General features: G+C 65.3%; 10 protein-coding genes. 4 read left to right on the forward strand and 6 right to left on the reverse strand.

The genetic code is table 11. The features are described from left to right. Nucleotides 1-7 precede the first annotated feature (7 nt). Nucleotides 8-2,383, forward strand: coding sequence for an endopeptidase La (gene lon, locus ACVIGB_RS18540; protein WP_456721554.1), 2,376 nt, complete (start codon nt 8-10; stop codon nt 2,381-2,383). A gap of 317 nt (nt 2,384-2,700) precedes the next feature. On the opposite strand, the gene ACVIGB_RS18545 is transcribed toward lon, so the two are convergent. From ACVIGB_RS18545 to mobB, 4 genes are all read right to left on the reverse strand, one after another. Beyond that, complete coding sequence (locus tag ACVIGB_RS18545) at nt 2,701-2,979, reverse strand: hypothetical protein (protein ID WP_092116219.1); 279 nt, start codon at nt 2,977-2,979, stop codon at nt 2,701-2,703. An 89-nt stretch (nt 2,980-3,068) separates the two neighbouring features. Next, the gene (locus tag ACVIGB_RS18550; protein WP_456721553.1) at nt 3,069-4,721 is read right to left on the reverse strand and encodes an OFA family MFS transporter; all 1,653 of its coding nucleotides are present in this window, start codon (nt 4,719-4,721) and stop codon (nt 3,069-3,071) included. 333 nt (nt 4,722-5,054) lie between these two features. Beyond that, the gene (locus ACVIGB_RS18555) at nt 5,055-5,324 is read right to left on the reverse strand and encodes a sulfurtransferase TusA family protein (RefSeq protein ID WP_456721552.1); all 270 of its coding nucleotides are present in this window, start codon (nt 5,322-5,324) and stop codon (nt 5,055-5,057) included. Nucleotides 5,325-5,380: 56 nt separating this feature from the next. Next, entirely contained in the window at nt 5,381-5,908 is a 528-nt protein-coding gene (gene mobB / locus ACVIGB_RS18560; RefSeq protein WP_456721551.1) for a molybdopterin-guanine dinucleotide biosynthesis protein B, read from the reverse strand. A gap of 232 nt (nt 5,909-6,140) precedes the next feature. On the opposite strand from mobB, the gene ACVIGB_RS18565 reads away from it, so the two are divergent. Together ACVIGB_RS18565 and ACVIGB_RS18570 are read left to right on the forward strand one after the other, a co-directional pair. Further along, a complete protein-coding gene (locus ACVIGB_RS18565; RefSeq protein ID WP_456721550.1) occupies nt 6,141-8,702 on the forward strand; it encodes a fused MFS/spermidine synthase in 2,562 nt (853 codons plus the stop codon). A gap of 532 nt (nt 8,703-9,234) precedes the next feature. Further along, entirely contained in the window at nt 9,235-9,570 is a 336-nt protein-coding gene (locus ACVIGB_RS18570; protein ID WP_456721549.1) for a hypothetical protein, read from the forward strand. 866 nt (nt 9,571-10,436) lie between these two features. On the opposite strand, the gene ACVIGB_RS18575 is transcribed toward ACVIGB_RS18570, so the two are convergent. Next, complete coding sequence (locus ACVIGB_RS18575) at nt 10,437-12,386, reverse strand: molybdopterin biosynthesis protein (protein WP_456721548.1); 1,950 nt, start codon at nt 12,384-12,386, stop codon at nt 10,437-10,439. A 9-nt stretch (nt 12,387-12,395) separates the two neighbouring features. Then, a complete protein-coding gene (locus tag ACVIGB_RS18580; protein ID WP_456721547.1) occupies nt 12,396-13,517 on the reverse strand; it encodes a molybdopterin-binding protein in 1,122 nt (373 codons plus the stop codon). 183 nt (nt 13,518-13,700) lie between these two features. Between ACVIGB_RS18580 and ACVIGB_RS18585 the strand changes: the two genes are divergently transcribed. Next, a complete protein-coding gene (locus ACVIGB_RS18585) occupies nt 13,701-14,912 on the forward strand; it encodes an ABC transporter substrate-binding protein (RefSeq protein WP_456721546.1) in 1,212 nt (403 codons plus the stop codon). Nucleotides 14,913-14,971: the final 59 nt, after the last annotated feature.

Consider the following 14,971-nt stretch of genomic DNA (forward strand, 5'->3'; position numbering starts at 1 on the left):
TTTCGACATGGCTGCAACAGACGTCTCAAATCCGGCGAGCTCGGCGCCGATCCCGAGCGACGCAACGATCATCGTCCCGGTGCGCAACACCGTGCTGTTTCCGGACGTCATCATCCCGATCACGATCGCGCGCGCGACCTCGATTGCCGCCGCCCAGCAGGCGGTGCGCGAGCAGCGGCCGATCGGCATCCTGCTGCAGCGTGATCCCGAGACCAACGATCCCGGCCCCGACGGGCTCTACCGGGTCGGCACCGTCGCCAACATCGTGCGCTACATCACCGGCGCCGACGACAGCCACCATCTGGTCTGCCAGGGCGTGCAGCGCATGCGCGTGCTCGACTATCTGCCCGGCACGCCGTTCCTCGCCGCCCGCGTGCTGCAGATCCCCGAGCCGACCACGACCTCGCCCGAGATCGAGGCGCGCTTCCTTAATCTGCAGCGCCAGGCGCTGGAGGCCGCGCAATTGCTGCCGCAGACGCCGCCCGAATTGATTGCCGCGCTGCAGGGCACGACGTCGCCGGCCACGCTCGCCGATCTTGCGACCTCCTACATGGACATCAAGCCGGCGGAAAAGCAGGACATCCTGGAAACCGTCGACCTCGTGGCGCGGATGGACAAGGTCTCGCGGCATCTCGCCGAGCGCATCGAGGTGCTCAGGCTGAGCCAGGAGATCGGGCAGAAGACCAGGGCCGTGTTCGACGAGCGGCAGCGCGAGGCGATCCTACGCGAGCAGATGGCGACGATCCAGCGCCAGCTCGGCGAAGGCGACGGCAAGGCCGCCGAGGTTGCCGAGCTGACCAAGGCGATTGCAGAAGCCAAGATGCCGCCGGAGGCCGAGAGCCAGGCGCAGAAGGAATTGCGCCGCTACGAGCGGATGCCGGAGGCGGCGGCCGAGTCCGGCATGGTGCGCAGCTATCTCGACTGGCTGATCGACCTGCCCTGGAGCCTTCCAGAGGAGAAGCCGATCGACATCGCGGAAGCGCGCAAGATCCTCGACCAGGACCATTATGGGCTGGAGAAGATCAAGAGCCGCATCATCGAATATCTCGCGGTGCGCAAGCTCGCGCCCGGCGGCAAGGCGCCGATCCTCTGCTTCCTCGGACCGCCCGGCGTCGGCAAGACCTCGCTCGGCCAATCGATCGCGCGCGCGATGTCGCGGCCGTTCGTCCGTGTCAGCCTTGGCGGCGTGCATGACGAGGCCGAGATCCGCGGCCATCGCCGCACCTATATCGGCGCGCTGCCCGGCAACATCATCCAGGCGATCAAGAAGGCCGGCGCGCGCAATTGCGTGATGATGCTGGACGAAATCGACAAGATGGGCCGCGGCATCCAGGGCGATCCGTCGGCCGCGATGCTCGAAGTGCTCGACCCCGAGCAGAACGGCACCTTCCGCGACAATTACCTCGGCGTGCCGTTCGACCTCTCGCGCGTCGTCTTCATCGCCACCGCCAACATGCTCGACGGCGTCCCCGGCCCGCTGCTCGACCGCATGGAGCTGATCAGCCTCCCCGGCTACACCGAGGACGAAAAGCTCGAGATCGCCAAGCGCTATCTGGTGCGCCGCCAGCTCGAGGCCAACGGGATCAAGGCCGAGCAGGTCGAGATCGATCCGGACGCGCTGCGGCTGATCATCAAGAGCTACACCCGCGAGGCCGGCGTCCGCAATCTGGAGCGCGAGATCGGCAAGGTGCTGCGCAACGTCGCAGTGCAGATCGCCGATGGCAGCACCAGCCATGTCACGATCGCCCCGAAGGACATCGTCTCGCTGCTCGGCCAGCCCAGGTTCGAGAACGAGATCGCGATGCGCACCAGCATCCCCGGCGTTGCCACCGGGCTTGCCTGGACCCCGGTCGGCGGCGACATCCTGTTCATCGAGGCCTCGCGCACGCCGGGCCGCGGCGCGCTGATGATCACCGGCCAGCTCGGCGACGTGATGCGCGAGAGCGTGCAGGCCGCGCTGACGCTGGTGAAGAGCCGCGCCTCCCAGCTCGGCATCGACCCCGTGGTGTTCGAGAAGAGCGACATCCACGTCCACGTTCCCGCCGGCGCCACGCCGAAGGACGGCCCGAGCGCGGGTGTCGCGATGTTCACCGCCCTCACCTCGCTCCTGACCGATCGCACCGTGCGCAGCGACACCGCGATGACCGGCGAGATCTCGCTGCGCGGCCTCGTGCTGCCGGTCGGCGGCATCAAGGAAAAGGTGGTCGCCGCCGCGGCCGCCGGCCTGACCCGGGTGATGCTGCCGGCGCGCAACAAGCGCGACTACGACGACATCCCCGCCGGCGCCCGCGCCAAGCTCGAGTTCATCTGGCTCGAACGCGTCGACGAGGCGATCGCCGCGGCGCTGGAGCCCGCCAAGGCAACCCCCGCCGCGGCGGAGTGATCCGCGGCACGCCTCGCATCAATCATCTCGCCCTGGGCTTACCCCTCTCCCCAACCCTCCCCCGCAAGGGGGGAGGGAGCCTGACGAGCGTGCTCACCTCACATGCAGATGGTCCCATTGGATCAATGGATGGACGACAATGATTGGTTTGTTCTCGCCGTTCACCGTCTCACAGCGCTAACGACCAACACAGCCCCGAACGTAAGGGAGTCACCGGCGGAAGGGTTCCCTCCCCCCTTGCGGGGGAGGGTTAGGGAGAGGGGTACCGCGCGGCGTACTCTCTCCGCTCAAGTTCAACGCATTGGAAGCGGTCGCGCTCAGCTCTTGGCCATGCAGTCCGAGATATAGAACCAGCGGTCGTCGCCGGTCAGTCCCTTCTGCTTCACCTCTTTGCGGCAGGCCTTGAGCTTGGGCTTGTTGGCGCGCCACTGCTCCTTCATGGCCTTCAGTTTCTCCATCGTCAGCTTGATCTTCGACGGCTTGGCCGTGGTGGTGGCGGCCGGTGCCGGCGCGGTCGGCGCCGCGGTCTGGGCCGACGCGGCATGCAGTCCCAGGGCGAGCAGCGCGGCGGCAAGGCAAATCCGGGTGCGAAACATTGAAATCCCCCAATCCGATTTCTGTTCAAGGAATAGAGCGAATGCCGCGGGCGCCGGGAATCGGCGGCCCGCGGCGATGATGGTCGCGATCAGAGGATTTTGACCGCGCTAAGCAGCGTCATGTAGATGCCCCAGGCCAGCGGAATGCCGACGAACAGCCAGAACAGCGCCGCCTTGCCATCCAGACCGCCCTTGCCGATGCCGAACGATCCGGTCGCGCCGTTGCCACCGGTCGCCGTCGCGGCCTGCAGCTTGGCCACCTCGGCGTCGCTCATGTGCCACTTCGGATCGACGGGCTTGATCAAATAGTTGCAGATGAAGCCCGCGATCAGCATGCCGCACAGGATGTACATCGTGGTGTTGTAGAGCTGGTCGCGCGGCACGCCGGCGGCGAGCTGGAATTCGCGAAGGTAGTTCACCACGACGGGACCGATGATGCCGGCGGTCGACCACGCCGTCAGCAGACGGCCATGGATCGCGCCGACGAACTGGGTGCCGAACATGTCGGCGAGATAGGCCGGCACGGTGGCGAAGCCGCCGCCATACATCGACAGGATGATGCCGAGGCCGAGCACGAACAACAGCTTCGAGCCCATCGCGGCAAAGGTCGGCGCCAGCGCATAGAGCACGATGCCGAGTACGAAGAACGTGTAATAAGTGTTCTTGCGGCCGATCTTGTCCGACAGCGAGGCCCAGAAGAAACGGCCGCCGATGTTGAACAGCGACAGCAGACCGGCGAAGCCGGCGGCGATCGCCGCGATCTGCGCCTTCTGCGCCGCATCGAGCGCATTGAATCCGACACTGGGCAGCCCGATCAGCTTGCCGGCGAAGATCTCCTGCAGCATCGGCGAGGCCATGCCGATCACGCCGATGCCCGCCGACACGTTCAGGCACAGCACCCCCCAGATCAGCCAGAATTGCGGCGTCTTGTGCGCGTTGTCGAGGTGAACGTTCTTGGTCGAGATCATCGCGTTGGATTTGGCCGGCGGCGTCCAGCCGTCCGGCTGCCAGCCGGACGGCGGCAGGCGATAGCGGAACGCGCCGATCATCATGAACACGAAATAGATCGCGCCCATGGTGAGGAAGGTCTCCCAGACGCCGACCGAGGTCGGCGTCTTGAAGTAGTTCATCAGCTTGTCGGCGAGCGGCGCGCCGATCATCGCGCCGCCGCCAAAACCCATGATGGCCATGCCGGTCGCCATGCCGCGGCGATCCGGGAACCATTTCACCAGCGTCGACACCGGCGAGATGTAGCCAAGGCCGAGGCCGACGCCGCCGATCACGCCGGAGCCGAGCCACATCAGCCACAGCTGATGGGTGATGATGCCGATGGCGCCGAGCACGAGGCCGCCGCACCAGCACAGCGCCGCGACGAAGCCGGCCTTGCGCGGCCCGACCTTCTCGAGCCAGCCGCCCCACACCGCCGCCGACACGCCGAGCACCACGAAGAACAGCGTGTACATCCACCCCAAGCTCGCGACCTTCCAGTCGCAGGTCGTCGTGAACAGTTCCTGCACCAGCGAGATATCGGGGCACGCCTTCGGCGCGGTCAGCCCGATCGCGCGCGACAGCGGCAGCCAGAACACCGAGAAGCCATAGGCCATGCCGATGCACAGGTGGATGCACAGCGCCGCCGGTGGCACCAGCCAGCGGTTGAAGCCGGCGGTCGCGATCGTGTGTTCCTTGTCGAGGAAACCTGCACCTGCCGCGGATACGCGTGCGGCGCTGCTCACTGTGGTCATTGACTCCTCCCCTGCAGCCGCCGTTGTCAGGCGCGTCTGCGTCTTCGATCCCGTCTCAGCCCGGTCTCAGCCCTTTGCGGCCACCGTCAGGCGACTGCTCCGCACATTTCCTCGATGCGCCGGGACCAACCACGCGCATTCCGCAAATGCTAACCCCCAATACGACCGGATATGCCCAGCCGTGCAGCCGGTGATCTGGACGCAGGCCGGCCGTCGTGCGCCGATGGGCCCAGATCCGGGCACAGCTCCATCTCCGCAACCGGGCGGAGATTATCAATTCGCGCAGAATGGAAAATAGGTGTCGATTGGCAAAAGGTAGATATCAAGCCGGATTTAGCGCGTACGCGGCGCTGCAGCATTTGAATTATCTATCGCTCCATTCGCCTTCTCGATCAGGAAAACGATCCGGACGTCGCTTCGTTCGGTGATCTCGACCTTGTCGCCGGTCTCCTGGATGAGCGCCGGGATATCGATCACCGAAAGCGGATCGGTGCAGTGCACTTCGAGGAAATCCCCCGCCGTCACGCTCTTGAGGGCCTTGCGCGTCTTCAGCGCGGGCAGCGGGCATTTCAGGCCGGTGAGATCGAGCTTTGTCGTGGTCATGGTTCGACCATGGCGAAGCCGTCATGCATCGTCAACGGAGGCACTTTCTCACCCTGTCAGCTTTCCGCCGCGGCCGAAGCCAGCACGTCGTCGACCGGAATAGCGGAGCGCAGCATCAGTTCGGCGACGTCCTCGATGTCGTCGAGATGCGCGACCGGCAGCCTGGTTTCGACCGCGACGTCGCTGGCGATCCCGACCACGCGCGGGTCGTCGGGGAACAGCAGCGGCTTGCCGTTGGCGGCGCGATACACCTCGATCTTGTTGACCGGCTCGCGCTTGAAGCCCTCGACCACGACCAGATCGACCTGCGCCATCTTGGCGAGCAGTTCTGGCAGCCGCGGCTCGCTGGCGTCGCGCAGCTCGTGCATCAGCGCCCAGCGCCGGGTCGAGGACACCAGTACCTCGGTCGCGCCGGCCTGCCGGTGCACCCAGGAGTCCTTGCCGGGAATGTCGACATCGAATTCGTGATGGGCGTGCTTGATCACGGAGACGCGCAAGGCCCGGCCCAGCAGATAGGGGATCACCCGCGACAGCAGCGTGGTCTTGCCGGCACCGCTCCAGCCCGCGAGGCCTATCACTTTCATACGCAATCTCCGCAGACATATAACGTCCAATGCTGCTTATATCAGCCTTGACGCAATGTCATGCCAGCCCCGCCGGCAGATGGCGATCGATCAGGCCCCCAAGGGGATCGCCTTCGGAAACCCCTGGAGCAGCTGCGCCCACGGCAGCGCGAACGCGACCGGACCGCCCCATAAGGGCAATATTAACGGCATTTGCCGTACCAGTTCTCCCGATCAATGGGAGGCCTGTCCAGTGCCCAATCGTGATGGTGTTCGAGACGCCATAAGCCTGAAGAACAAGGTTCTGGTCACCACGATCTTTTTGGCATCCGGCGCGGCATCCCTGATCCTTCAGGTCCTCTGGTTCAAGCAACTGCAATTCGTGCTGGGAAGCGCGACCGTCTCCGTAAGCGTGACGGTGGCGAGCTTCTTCTTCGGTCTCTCCCTGGGCAGCGCTTTCGGGGGCCGGATCGCCGACACCGTCAGCCGCCCCCTGAAAATCTACGGCTTTCTCGAACTCGCGCTCGCGGTCGTTTCCCTGGCGGTGACCGCGTTCTTGTCGCACTGGTCGACATGGGTGGGCTGGCTGTCGCCCATGTTGGACCTGGAGTCCCCATTCCGGTTGCCTCTCATGGTCGCGCTGTCGCTCGCCATCCTGTCGCTGCCGACGATGCTGATGGGCGCAACCCTGCCCTTTCTCGTGAAATTCCTGACCCGCTCGCAAACCGACCTCGCCAATCGCATCGGCCTGCTCTACGGGTTCAACACCCTGGGCGCCGCGATCGGCACCCTGGCTGTCGGCTTTGCCCTGATGGGCCTCTGGGGGATCACCGGATCGAGCCTGGTTGCGGCGGCCCTGTATGTCTGCGTCGGCGGCGTCGCCCTGCTCGTTGCGCGCGGCGCAAGCCCCCTGTCGCCGGTCACGGCGGAAGCGCCGGCGCAAGCCGCCGGGCCGGCGCATCGCGGGACGTCCATCCTCATCGCGATCTTCGCGTGCTCCGGCTTCGTGTCCATCGCCTATGAAGTCGTCTGGTTCCGCTTCCTGACCAATGTCAGCACCTCGAGCGTTTACGCCTTCTCCGGCATGCTCGGCGTTTACCTGCTGGGCTTGGTGATCGGCGCCCTGATCTGCGCCAGGCTGCTCGCACCCCGCAAGGATCAACTGCTGCGATACTTCGCCGTAACACAGCTGCTCATCGCGGTTGCGGCCACGCTGACCGTCGGAATTCTCGGCAAGGCGCGCACCGTAGAAGCCGTGCTGTCTCCCATCGTATCGGGCCTGGTTCCAGTCCCGGCGCAGGAGCTCTTGGGAGGTGACGTTTCATTCTTCCTGATCTGTGCCGTTGCCCTGTTGCTGCCGACCACGCTGATCGGCGTCAGCTTTCCGCTGGCCAGCGAACTGACGGTGATGCAGATGAGCGCGCTGGGCCGCCGGATCGGCACGCTTTACGCCTTGAACACGATCGGCGGCGTGCTGGGCTCCCTGGCGGCCGGGTTTCTTCTGATCCCCTATCTGGGCAGCCAGGGCGCGCTCACCGCACTGATTGTTCTGAACGTTCTGCTCTTCGTCGCGACGACCGTATCGCAACCGGGTCTTCTGAGAGAGAGGAGCCTGTGGCGGCAAGGGGCAGTCGCCGCAAGCATCATCGCCGCAGCGCTCCTGCTCTTCACCCCGCACTATCTGGAACGGGTCCTGACCTCGATCGAAGGCGGCAATGTCCTCGAGCTGCGCGAGACCAAGCAAGCAACATTTGCGGTGGTCGAATATCGCGAGAAGGCGGCGGGCACCTATCAGCAATTGGTGGTGAATTCGAAGAGCTATGCCAACAACCGTCCCGAGGGCCGACGCTACATGGCCGCGATGGGGCACTATCCCATTCTGCTGCACCCGGGCCCGGTTGAAACGGCGGTCGTGATTTGCATCGGGACCGGCACCACAGTGGGTGCGGTCAGCACCCATCAGGAATTACAATCCATCGACGCGGTCGATCTGGCCTCGACGGTTTTCGAGTTTGCGCCCCGCTTCGTGCCGATCAACAAGCAGTTCTATCAAAACCCCAAGGTCCATCAGATCGTCGCGGACGGACGCCATTTCCTGCTGGGGACAAACGAGACATTCGACGTCATCACCCTCGAGCCCCCGCCGCCCCATGACGCCGGCGTCATCAACCTCTACACAGAGGAATTCTATGCGCTCGCAAAGCAGAAGATGCGCCCCGGCGGCGTTCTCGCGCAATGGGTGCCGCTGGATTTCAACCGCGGCATTCTTCCGAAGATGATCCTCAAGGCGATGATGGGCCAGTTCAAGCATGTCTCCCTGTGGTTGCCGTCCAGAATGGAAGGCGTGGCCATCGCCTCCGATGAACCGCTGAAAATCGATCCTCGCCTGCTCGCCACGCGCATGTCGAAGCCTGGGGTGGCTGAAGACCTGACAGCAAACGGCCTGCGCTCGCCCGAGGATTTCCTGGCGACATTCATCGCCGCCGATGAAAAGCTCGCGGCCTTTGTCGGGAATGTGCCGAGCCTCACGGACGATCGGCCGCGCCTCGAATATTATAACTGGTATCCGCTGAGTTCGATCAGCGTGGACGAATTGAAGCGCCTGCGCGAGCCGGTGGAAGCCTATCTTGCCGACCGCTCGATCGAGGAAGCCCGTCTCGACACCGCGCGCACGGTGGCCAATGCGATTCTGGATGAGCACCAAGCCACGGCTGAGGGCGACAAGTCCGCCGCCCGTGCCGCGCTTCGCCTGGCCGTCAAACTGGATCCGGACAATTCCTATGTCGGCTTCCTGGACCGCAAGCTGCGCGAGTGACCGGGCAACCTCCTGGAGGACCGCCTTCGGAAACTCCTGGAGCAGCTGCGCCCACAGCAGCGCGAACGCGATCAGGCCACAGTCGCGATATCCTCGAACCAGTTCACGGGCCGCCGCCCGGCTCGGGCTGACCCCGCGTGGGCTCGTTATCCTGCAGGATCAGTCGGTCCGTGACCGACGGGTCGCCCCGGCTTGGCAAGCCTTACCGGTCGGCTCTCTCTCGGGGGCTGGCCACGCACCCGGAACCGCTTTCGCGGGCGCTGCGTCTCGACCGACAGCACCTCTTCCAACGTTGTGTTCCTAAAGCGAAGCCTTCTTAACATCGCACCGCTCCCTGAGCGGGTGGGAGCCCCATTGGTAGCTCAGTTACCGACGCCTTCGACAGGTCTCATGTCGGTGACGGAAGATAACCAACGACCGCACGCTTTGCTCCAAAAGAACCATTGCACCTTCGTCTCACATCAGGCGTCATCCGACTATCCAGCGGATATACCTCGAAGTTTCCAATGCACGGGGCGACCGGAACACGATAATGTGCAGCGCCGGAGCACCAGCCATGCCTCGCTCGCCTTCGATCGTGCCGCACCAAATCGACCACGACACCTATCTGGTGCTGAACGATTTTGGCCGGCTTGGCCGCGCCTGGTGCGAAACCGATGAAGAAGGCAGCGACCGGAAAACGCTGATCCGCCGCCTGCTGGATGACCATTACAGCCATCCGGTCCGCATCGTGGCCTTCAATACCAGCGAAGGATGGTCGCGCGACGTCACGACCGATATTGCCGACGAGCTGCGGCGCCGTTTCGTCGAATACGATGAGGTCCCGCGCTCCGTACTGGAGTTCGTCGAGATGGCCATGCGGCACTGAGCCGGATCCGCAGTCGCGCCGAGACGGCGGCAAAACAACCCGACGGGCAACTCAGCAAAAACCTGTCAATCCTCGCGCGCAAAAAATATTTCGCTTTATCAGAAAACCAAATCAGTGCTATGAATCCGGCCGTCTCACCCGATCGAGGGGCGCTGCGCATCGTCACGGGTGTTGCGGTGAGATGCGGTGGACGCGGATCATGCCAGCGACGAAAGCATGTGATGCGGACGGTGAAGTCGTGTGGTCCTGACGCCCTAGCGGCAGGTGTCTTTTCGCATTGCGCGATGCGCGTTGTGAAGACGGTGACAAGCAAGCCCAGTCTCGCCGGGGAGAGCACGAAGTAAGCCGTAACCCATCGCGCAGGGAAAGCCGGAGTGTTTCCGGTTACACCTGTGGTCCTACCCCCGTGCTTTCTACCTTTTGCACGGGGCCCATGGGTGCGATCGGCACCCGGCTTTCCCTGCGCCCTCTTCAAGAGAGGGCGAAGCTAGATGCAAAACTCGGACAAATCATGTCGCGAGAATGCGAATGTTTGACTCACAGGCCGTGCAACAAATTCAGCGTCGTCCCGTGCTTGACCCGGGACCCATAACCACAAATGGAAGTTGTTGCGCGGCACTGGGGCCACAGCTCTCTTCAACAACACGACCCTGTGGTTATGGGTCCCTGCTTTCGCAGGGACGACGATTGTGGATGTAGGCGATGCCAAACATTCACTGTCGTCCTGGCGAAAGCCAGGACCCATTACCCCAAATCTCAGTTGTTGCGCGACGCTGGGGCCACAGCTCTCTTCAACAACACGACCCTGTGGTTATGGGTCCCTGCTTTCGCAGGGACGACAGCGGTGGAGCTGGCGCGGATCGCCGCTACGCCGGCCTGAACCCCGCCGCCGTCAATGCAGTCCGCCCCTCGTCCGATGCCAGCGCGTCGAGAAAGGCCTGTACCGCCGGCCGCTGCTTGCGCGCCGTCACCAGCGCGAAGTCGTAGTGCTCTTCGGCGAGCGGAATGAAACCGAGCCCGGACGCGCGGGCGACCGGGGCGATGGTCATGCCCCAGTCGGCGCGATGCTGCGCCACCGCGGCCGCAACCGCATTGTGCGAGCGCGGCTGATTCCAGTAACCGTCGGGCCGGCGGCCTGCCAGCAGGCGATCGATCAGGATACGGGTGCCGGCGCCCTGGTTGCGGTTGACCATGATGCAGGCGGGATCGGCGAGCGCGGCGCGCACCGCCTCTTCTGCGCTCAAGCCGGCAAAGCGCGTGTCGTCCTTGCGGAACACGATGCCCTGCATGCGCCGCCAGCCAGGCACGAGCTCGAGGCCGTCGGCCAGATACGGCGTGTTGTAGGTCTCGGTCTTGTCGTCGAACAGATGGATCGGAGCGAGATCGCATTCGCCGCGCCTGGCGGCGGCGAGCCCGCCGAGACTGCCGACCGCGATCGAACGCACCACAAGACCGGCATGCGCCAGCGGCGCGGTGACGAGATCGAGCCCGGTGCAATGGCTGCCGACAATGACGAGATCGGGCACCCGCACATGCGGCGTGAACAGCGTCACCTCGGCCTCACTGCCGGCCGGCAGCTGGTCCGCAAGCGCCTCGATCTTCAGGAAGCCGTCGGCCTGGGCGAACGAGGTGATCGCGCCCGAGCCCTTGCCGCCGGGATAGGCGATCAGGCCGTCGGCGCCTTCGACCAGCGACACCATCACGAACTCGGTACGCCCGAGCTCGGAGGCGATCCGCACCGGCACCTTCGCCGCCACCCTGGCATCGGAGCGCGGCGGCAGGCCGGCCATCCGCCGCAGCACCGGCACGATCATGTCGTGGAAGGTGAACATCGCCGAGGTCGGAAAGCCCGGCAGGATGACCACCGGCTTGCCGTCGCAGACCGCAAGGCACAACGGCTTGCCCGGCTTCAGCGCCACGCCATGCGCGATGATGCCGGGCTTGCCGAGCCTCGTGATGATCCGGTGCGAGACGTCGCCTGCGCCCTTGGAGGTGCCGCCCGACAGCACCAGCATGTCGCTGTCCGCCAGCGCCTTGCGCATCGCAGCTTCGAGCATCGCCTCATTGTCCGCGATCGCGCCGAGGAACGCCGCATCACCGCCATTCTCGGCAATCGCCGCGGTGACGATCGCGCCATTGGTGTCGTAGATCGCGGCCGGCCGCAGCGTCTCACCCGGCTGCACCAGTTCATCGCCAGTGGAGAGGATCGCAACGCGCGGACGGCGCACCACCTGAACGTCGGCAATGCCACAGGCCGCGAGCATGCCGATCTCGCGCGACCCGATCATCGTTCCCGCGCGCAACAGCGCCTCGCCGCGCGCGATGTCGGAGCCGGCATAGGACACGAACTGCCCGGGCGACGCCGCGCGGCGAACCTCGATGGCGCCATTGCCGGCGGGTTGGGTGTGCTCGACCATCACGATCGCATCGGCGCCGCGCGGCACCGGACCGCCGGTCGCAACCGCGGTCGCGGTGCCCGGCAGCACCGGCCGGGTCGGCGCGGTGCCGCACGAAATGATCTCGTCGTTCAGTGCGAGTTGCACCGGCGTTGCTTCGCCGGCGGACGCAAGATCGGCGGAGCGCACCGCAAAGCCGTCGACATTGGAGCGATCGAACGGCGGCACGTCGATCGGCGCCACCACGTCCTCCGCCAGCGCACGGCCGAGCGCATCAGCGAGCAGCCGCGTCTCGGACGGCAAGCGGCGCGGGAACAGCGCCGCCTCGAAGCGCGCGATCGCCTCCTCGCGCGACAGGATGGTCAGGAACTGATCCTGCTCGACGGACGGGTTGGGTTTCGGCGTGAAAATATTGGTCATCTCGGGAACTCACTCCCGCAACATATAGGCATCGACAACCGTGCCCGCAGCGAAGCCCTCGGCAGTGCCAGGCACGATCAGAAGGGCTTCGGCGCGCGCGATGGCATCGAGCGACAGGTCCGCGATCGCGAGCACCGCCCAGGAACCCTGCTGAGGACCCTGCTGACGCGTCAGCAGCACGACCTCGGCGATGCCGACGCCAGAGGCGATCTTGCGCTCCAGCGGCAGGGCGAGCGTTTTGCGCGGGCGCCGGCCCGACAGGCGGTCGAGCACCGGAAGCGCAATCGCCCACCAGGCGGCGAAAGCCTGATCCGGCGCGCCCGGCAAGGCGACGACCGGCGTTGCACCGATCCGGCCGACCGCTGCGGTGCGCCCGGGCTGCAGCGCAATGCCATGCGCGAGCAACGCACCGCACCTCGCCAGCGCATTCACCGCCGCATCGGTGTGACCAACGCCGGTGCCGCCGATCGTGATGATGAGATCGCAACCATCTGCCTCGAGCGCGTTTGCAATCGCCCCCACATCGGGCGCCGCCTCGGCATAGACGATCTCAGCGCCCGCGAGGCGTGCGGTGTCGGCGATCAGTTGCGCGGTCAGCTGACCGTTGCAGATGTTGACGATGCGAAGCCGAGGCCGCCGCACGCGCAACAGCTCCAGTCCGGCCGCGCGTGCGAGCAGCAGACCGCGCGGCAGCAGCGGCTCGCCGGCCGCGACCACGGCACGCCCGACCGCAATGTCGCTGCCGGTACGCCGGACGCCCTGCCCCGGGATGGCTTCGGCGAGCACCTGCGGAAGCGGACCGGAGGTGTCGACGGCATCGGCATCGACCACGCAGTCGGTGCCGTCGGGCATAGCCGCGCCGGCCGCGACCCAGACCGGAAGTCCGACCAGCGGCAGCGGCGCATAGGACGACGCGCCGACCAAATCATTGGCGCGCATCGCCCAGCCATCGCTGACGGCGACATCGTGCGGCGGATAGGCGCGCAAGGCAGGCATCTCGGCTGCAATGCAGCGCAAGGCGTCGGCCGGCGGCAGCTCGATCGGCTGGATCGGCACGAGGTCGCGCAGCATGGCGGCCAGCGCCGCATCGAGCGGGGTGAGCGAAGCCGGAAGGCGCTGGGCGGTGATCATGGCCCGCTATGGACTGAATCGGCCCCGAAAGAAACCGGCTTGCGCCGTGCCGGGGCACCGCCATTAGACCGATGGCGCGTTGACGCGGACCCCAAACTAGTTGCAAAAGAAACCAATATGACCGGGTCGCGGAGATCAGGCACAACCATAATGGCCAATGCGCCAATTCAGGAGGGAGACAGAATGATCGCCACCAGACTAGCCATGTTCGGGACGCTCGCAGCCGCGCTGCTGGCCTCCTCGGCCGTATCGGCACAGGTATCCGACGACATCGTCAAGATCGGCGTGCTGACCGACATGAACGGCCCGGCCTCGACGCCGACCGGACAGGGCTCGGTCACCGCCGCGCAGATGGCGGTCGACGATTTCGGCGGCAAGGTGCTCGGCAAGCCGATCTCGGTGATCGTCGGCGATCACCAGCTCAAGCCGGACATCGGCGCGACCATCGCGCGGCGCTGGTATGACGTAGATCAGGTCGACCTGATCGTCGACGTGCCGGTGTCGGCGGTCGGGCTCGCGGTGCAGAACATCGCCAACGAGAAGAAGAAGCTGTTCATCACGCATTCGACCGGCGCAACCGACTTCCATGGCAAGTTCTGCTCGCCCTATGCGATGCAGTGGGTGTTCGACACCCGCGCGCTCGCGGTCGGCACCGCCCAGGAGGTGGTGAAGCGCGGCGGCGACAGCTGGTTCTTCATCACCGACGACTACGCCTTCGGCCATTCGCTGGAGAAGGACGCCTCAGCGATCGTGACCAAGACCGGCGGCAAGGTGCTCGGCGCGGTGCGGCCGCCGTTTGCGACGCCCGATCTGTCGTCCTTCATCCTGCAGGCCCAGGCCTCGAAGGCCAAGATCATCGGCATTGCCGGCGGACCGCCGAACAACACCAACGAGATCAAGACCGCCGCCGAGTTCGGTGTCTTCGCCGGCGGGCAGCAGATGGCCGCGCTGCTGGCGCTGATCACCGACATCCACTCGATCGGGCTGTCGGCCGCGCAGGGCCTGTTGCTGACCACCTCGTTCTACTGGGACATGGACGACAAGACCCGGGAATGGTCGAAGCGCTACTTCGCCAAGATGAACCGGATGCCGACGATGTGGCAGGCCGGCGTCTACTCCTCGGTGACCGCCTATCTGAACGCGATCAAGGACAGCGGCACCGACGATCCGCTTAAGGTCGCGGCCAAGATGCGCGAGAAGCCGGTCGAGGATTTCTTCGCCCGCAACGGCAAACTGCGCGAAGACAATCTGATGGTGCACGATCTCTGGCTGGTGCAGGTCAAGACCCCGGCCGAGTCAAAGTATCCGTGGGACTACTACAAGATCCTGGCCAAGATCTCCGGCGAGGACGCGTTCGGCCCGCCGGACCCGGCGTGTCCGATGATCAAGAAGTGACGACCGAAGGTCGTCATTCCGGGATGGTCCGAAGGACCAGACCCGGAATCTCGAGGTTC

The sequence above is a fragment of the Bradyrhizobium sp. USDA 4341 genome (assembly GCF_054063755.1).

Coding starts and splice junctions, on each gene's coding strand:
- ACVIGB_RS18580 (WP_456721547.1), bottom strand. CDS start 13,517: ATGATCACCGCCCAGCGCCTTCCGGCTTCGCTCACCCCGCTCGATGCG.
- ACVIGB_RS18570 (WP_456721549.1), top strand. CDS start 9,235: ATGTGCAGCGCCGGAGCACCAGCCATGCCTCGCTCGCCTTCGATCGTG.
- ACVIGB_RS18555 (WP_456721552.1), bottom strand. CDS start 5,324: ATGACCACGACAAAGCTCGATCTCACCGGCCTGAAATGCCCGCTGCCC.
- mobB (WP_456721551.1), bottom strand. CDS start 5,908: ATGAAAGTGATAGGCCTCGCGGGCTGGAGCGGTGCCGGCAAGACCACG.
- ACVIGB_RS18575 (WP_456721548.1), bottom strand. CDS start 12,386: ATGACCAATATTTTCACGCCGAAACCCAACCCGTCCGTCGAGCAGGAT.
- ACVIGB_RS18550 (WP_456721553.1), bottom strand. CDS start 4,721: ATGACCACAGTGAGCAGCGCCGCACGCGTATCCGCGGCAGGTGCAGGT.
- lon (WP_456721554.1), top strand. CDS start 8: ATGGCTGCAACAGACGTCTCAAATCCGGCGAGCTCGGCGCCGATCCCG.
- ACVIGB_RS18585 (WP_456721546.1), top strand. CDS start 13,701: ATGATCGCCACCAGACTAGCCATGTTCGGGACGCTCGCAGCCGCGCTG.
- ACVIGB_RS18545 (WP_092116219.1), bottom strand. CDS start 2,979: ATGTTTCGCACCCGGATTTGCCTTGCCGCCGCGCTGCTCGCCCTGGGA.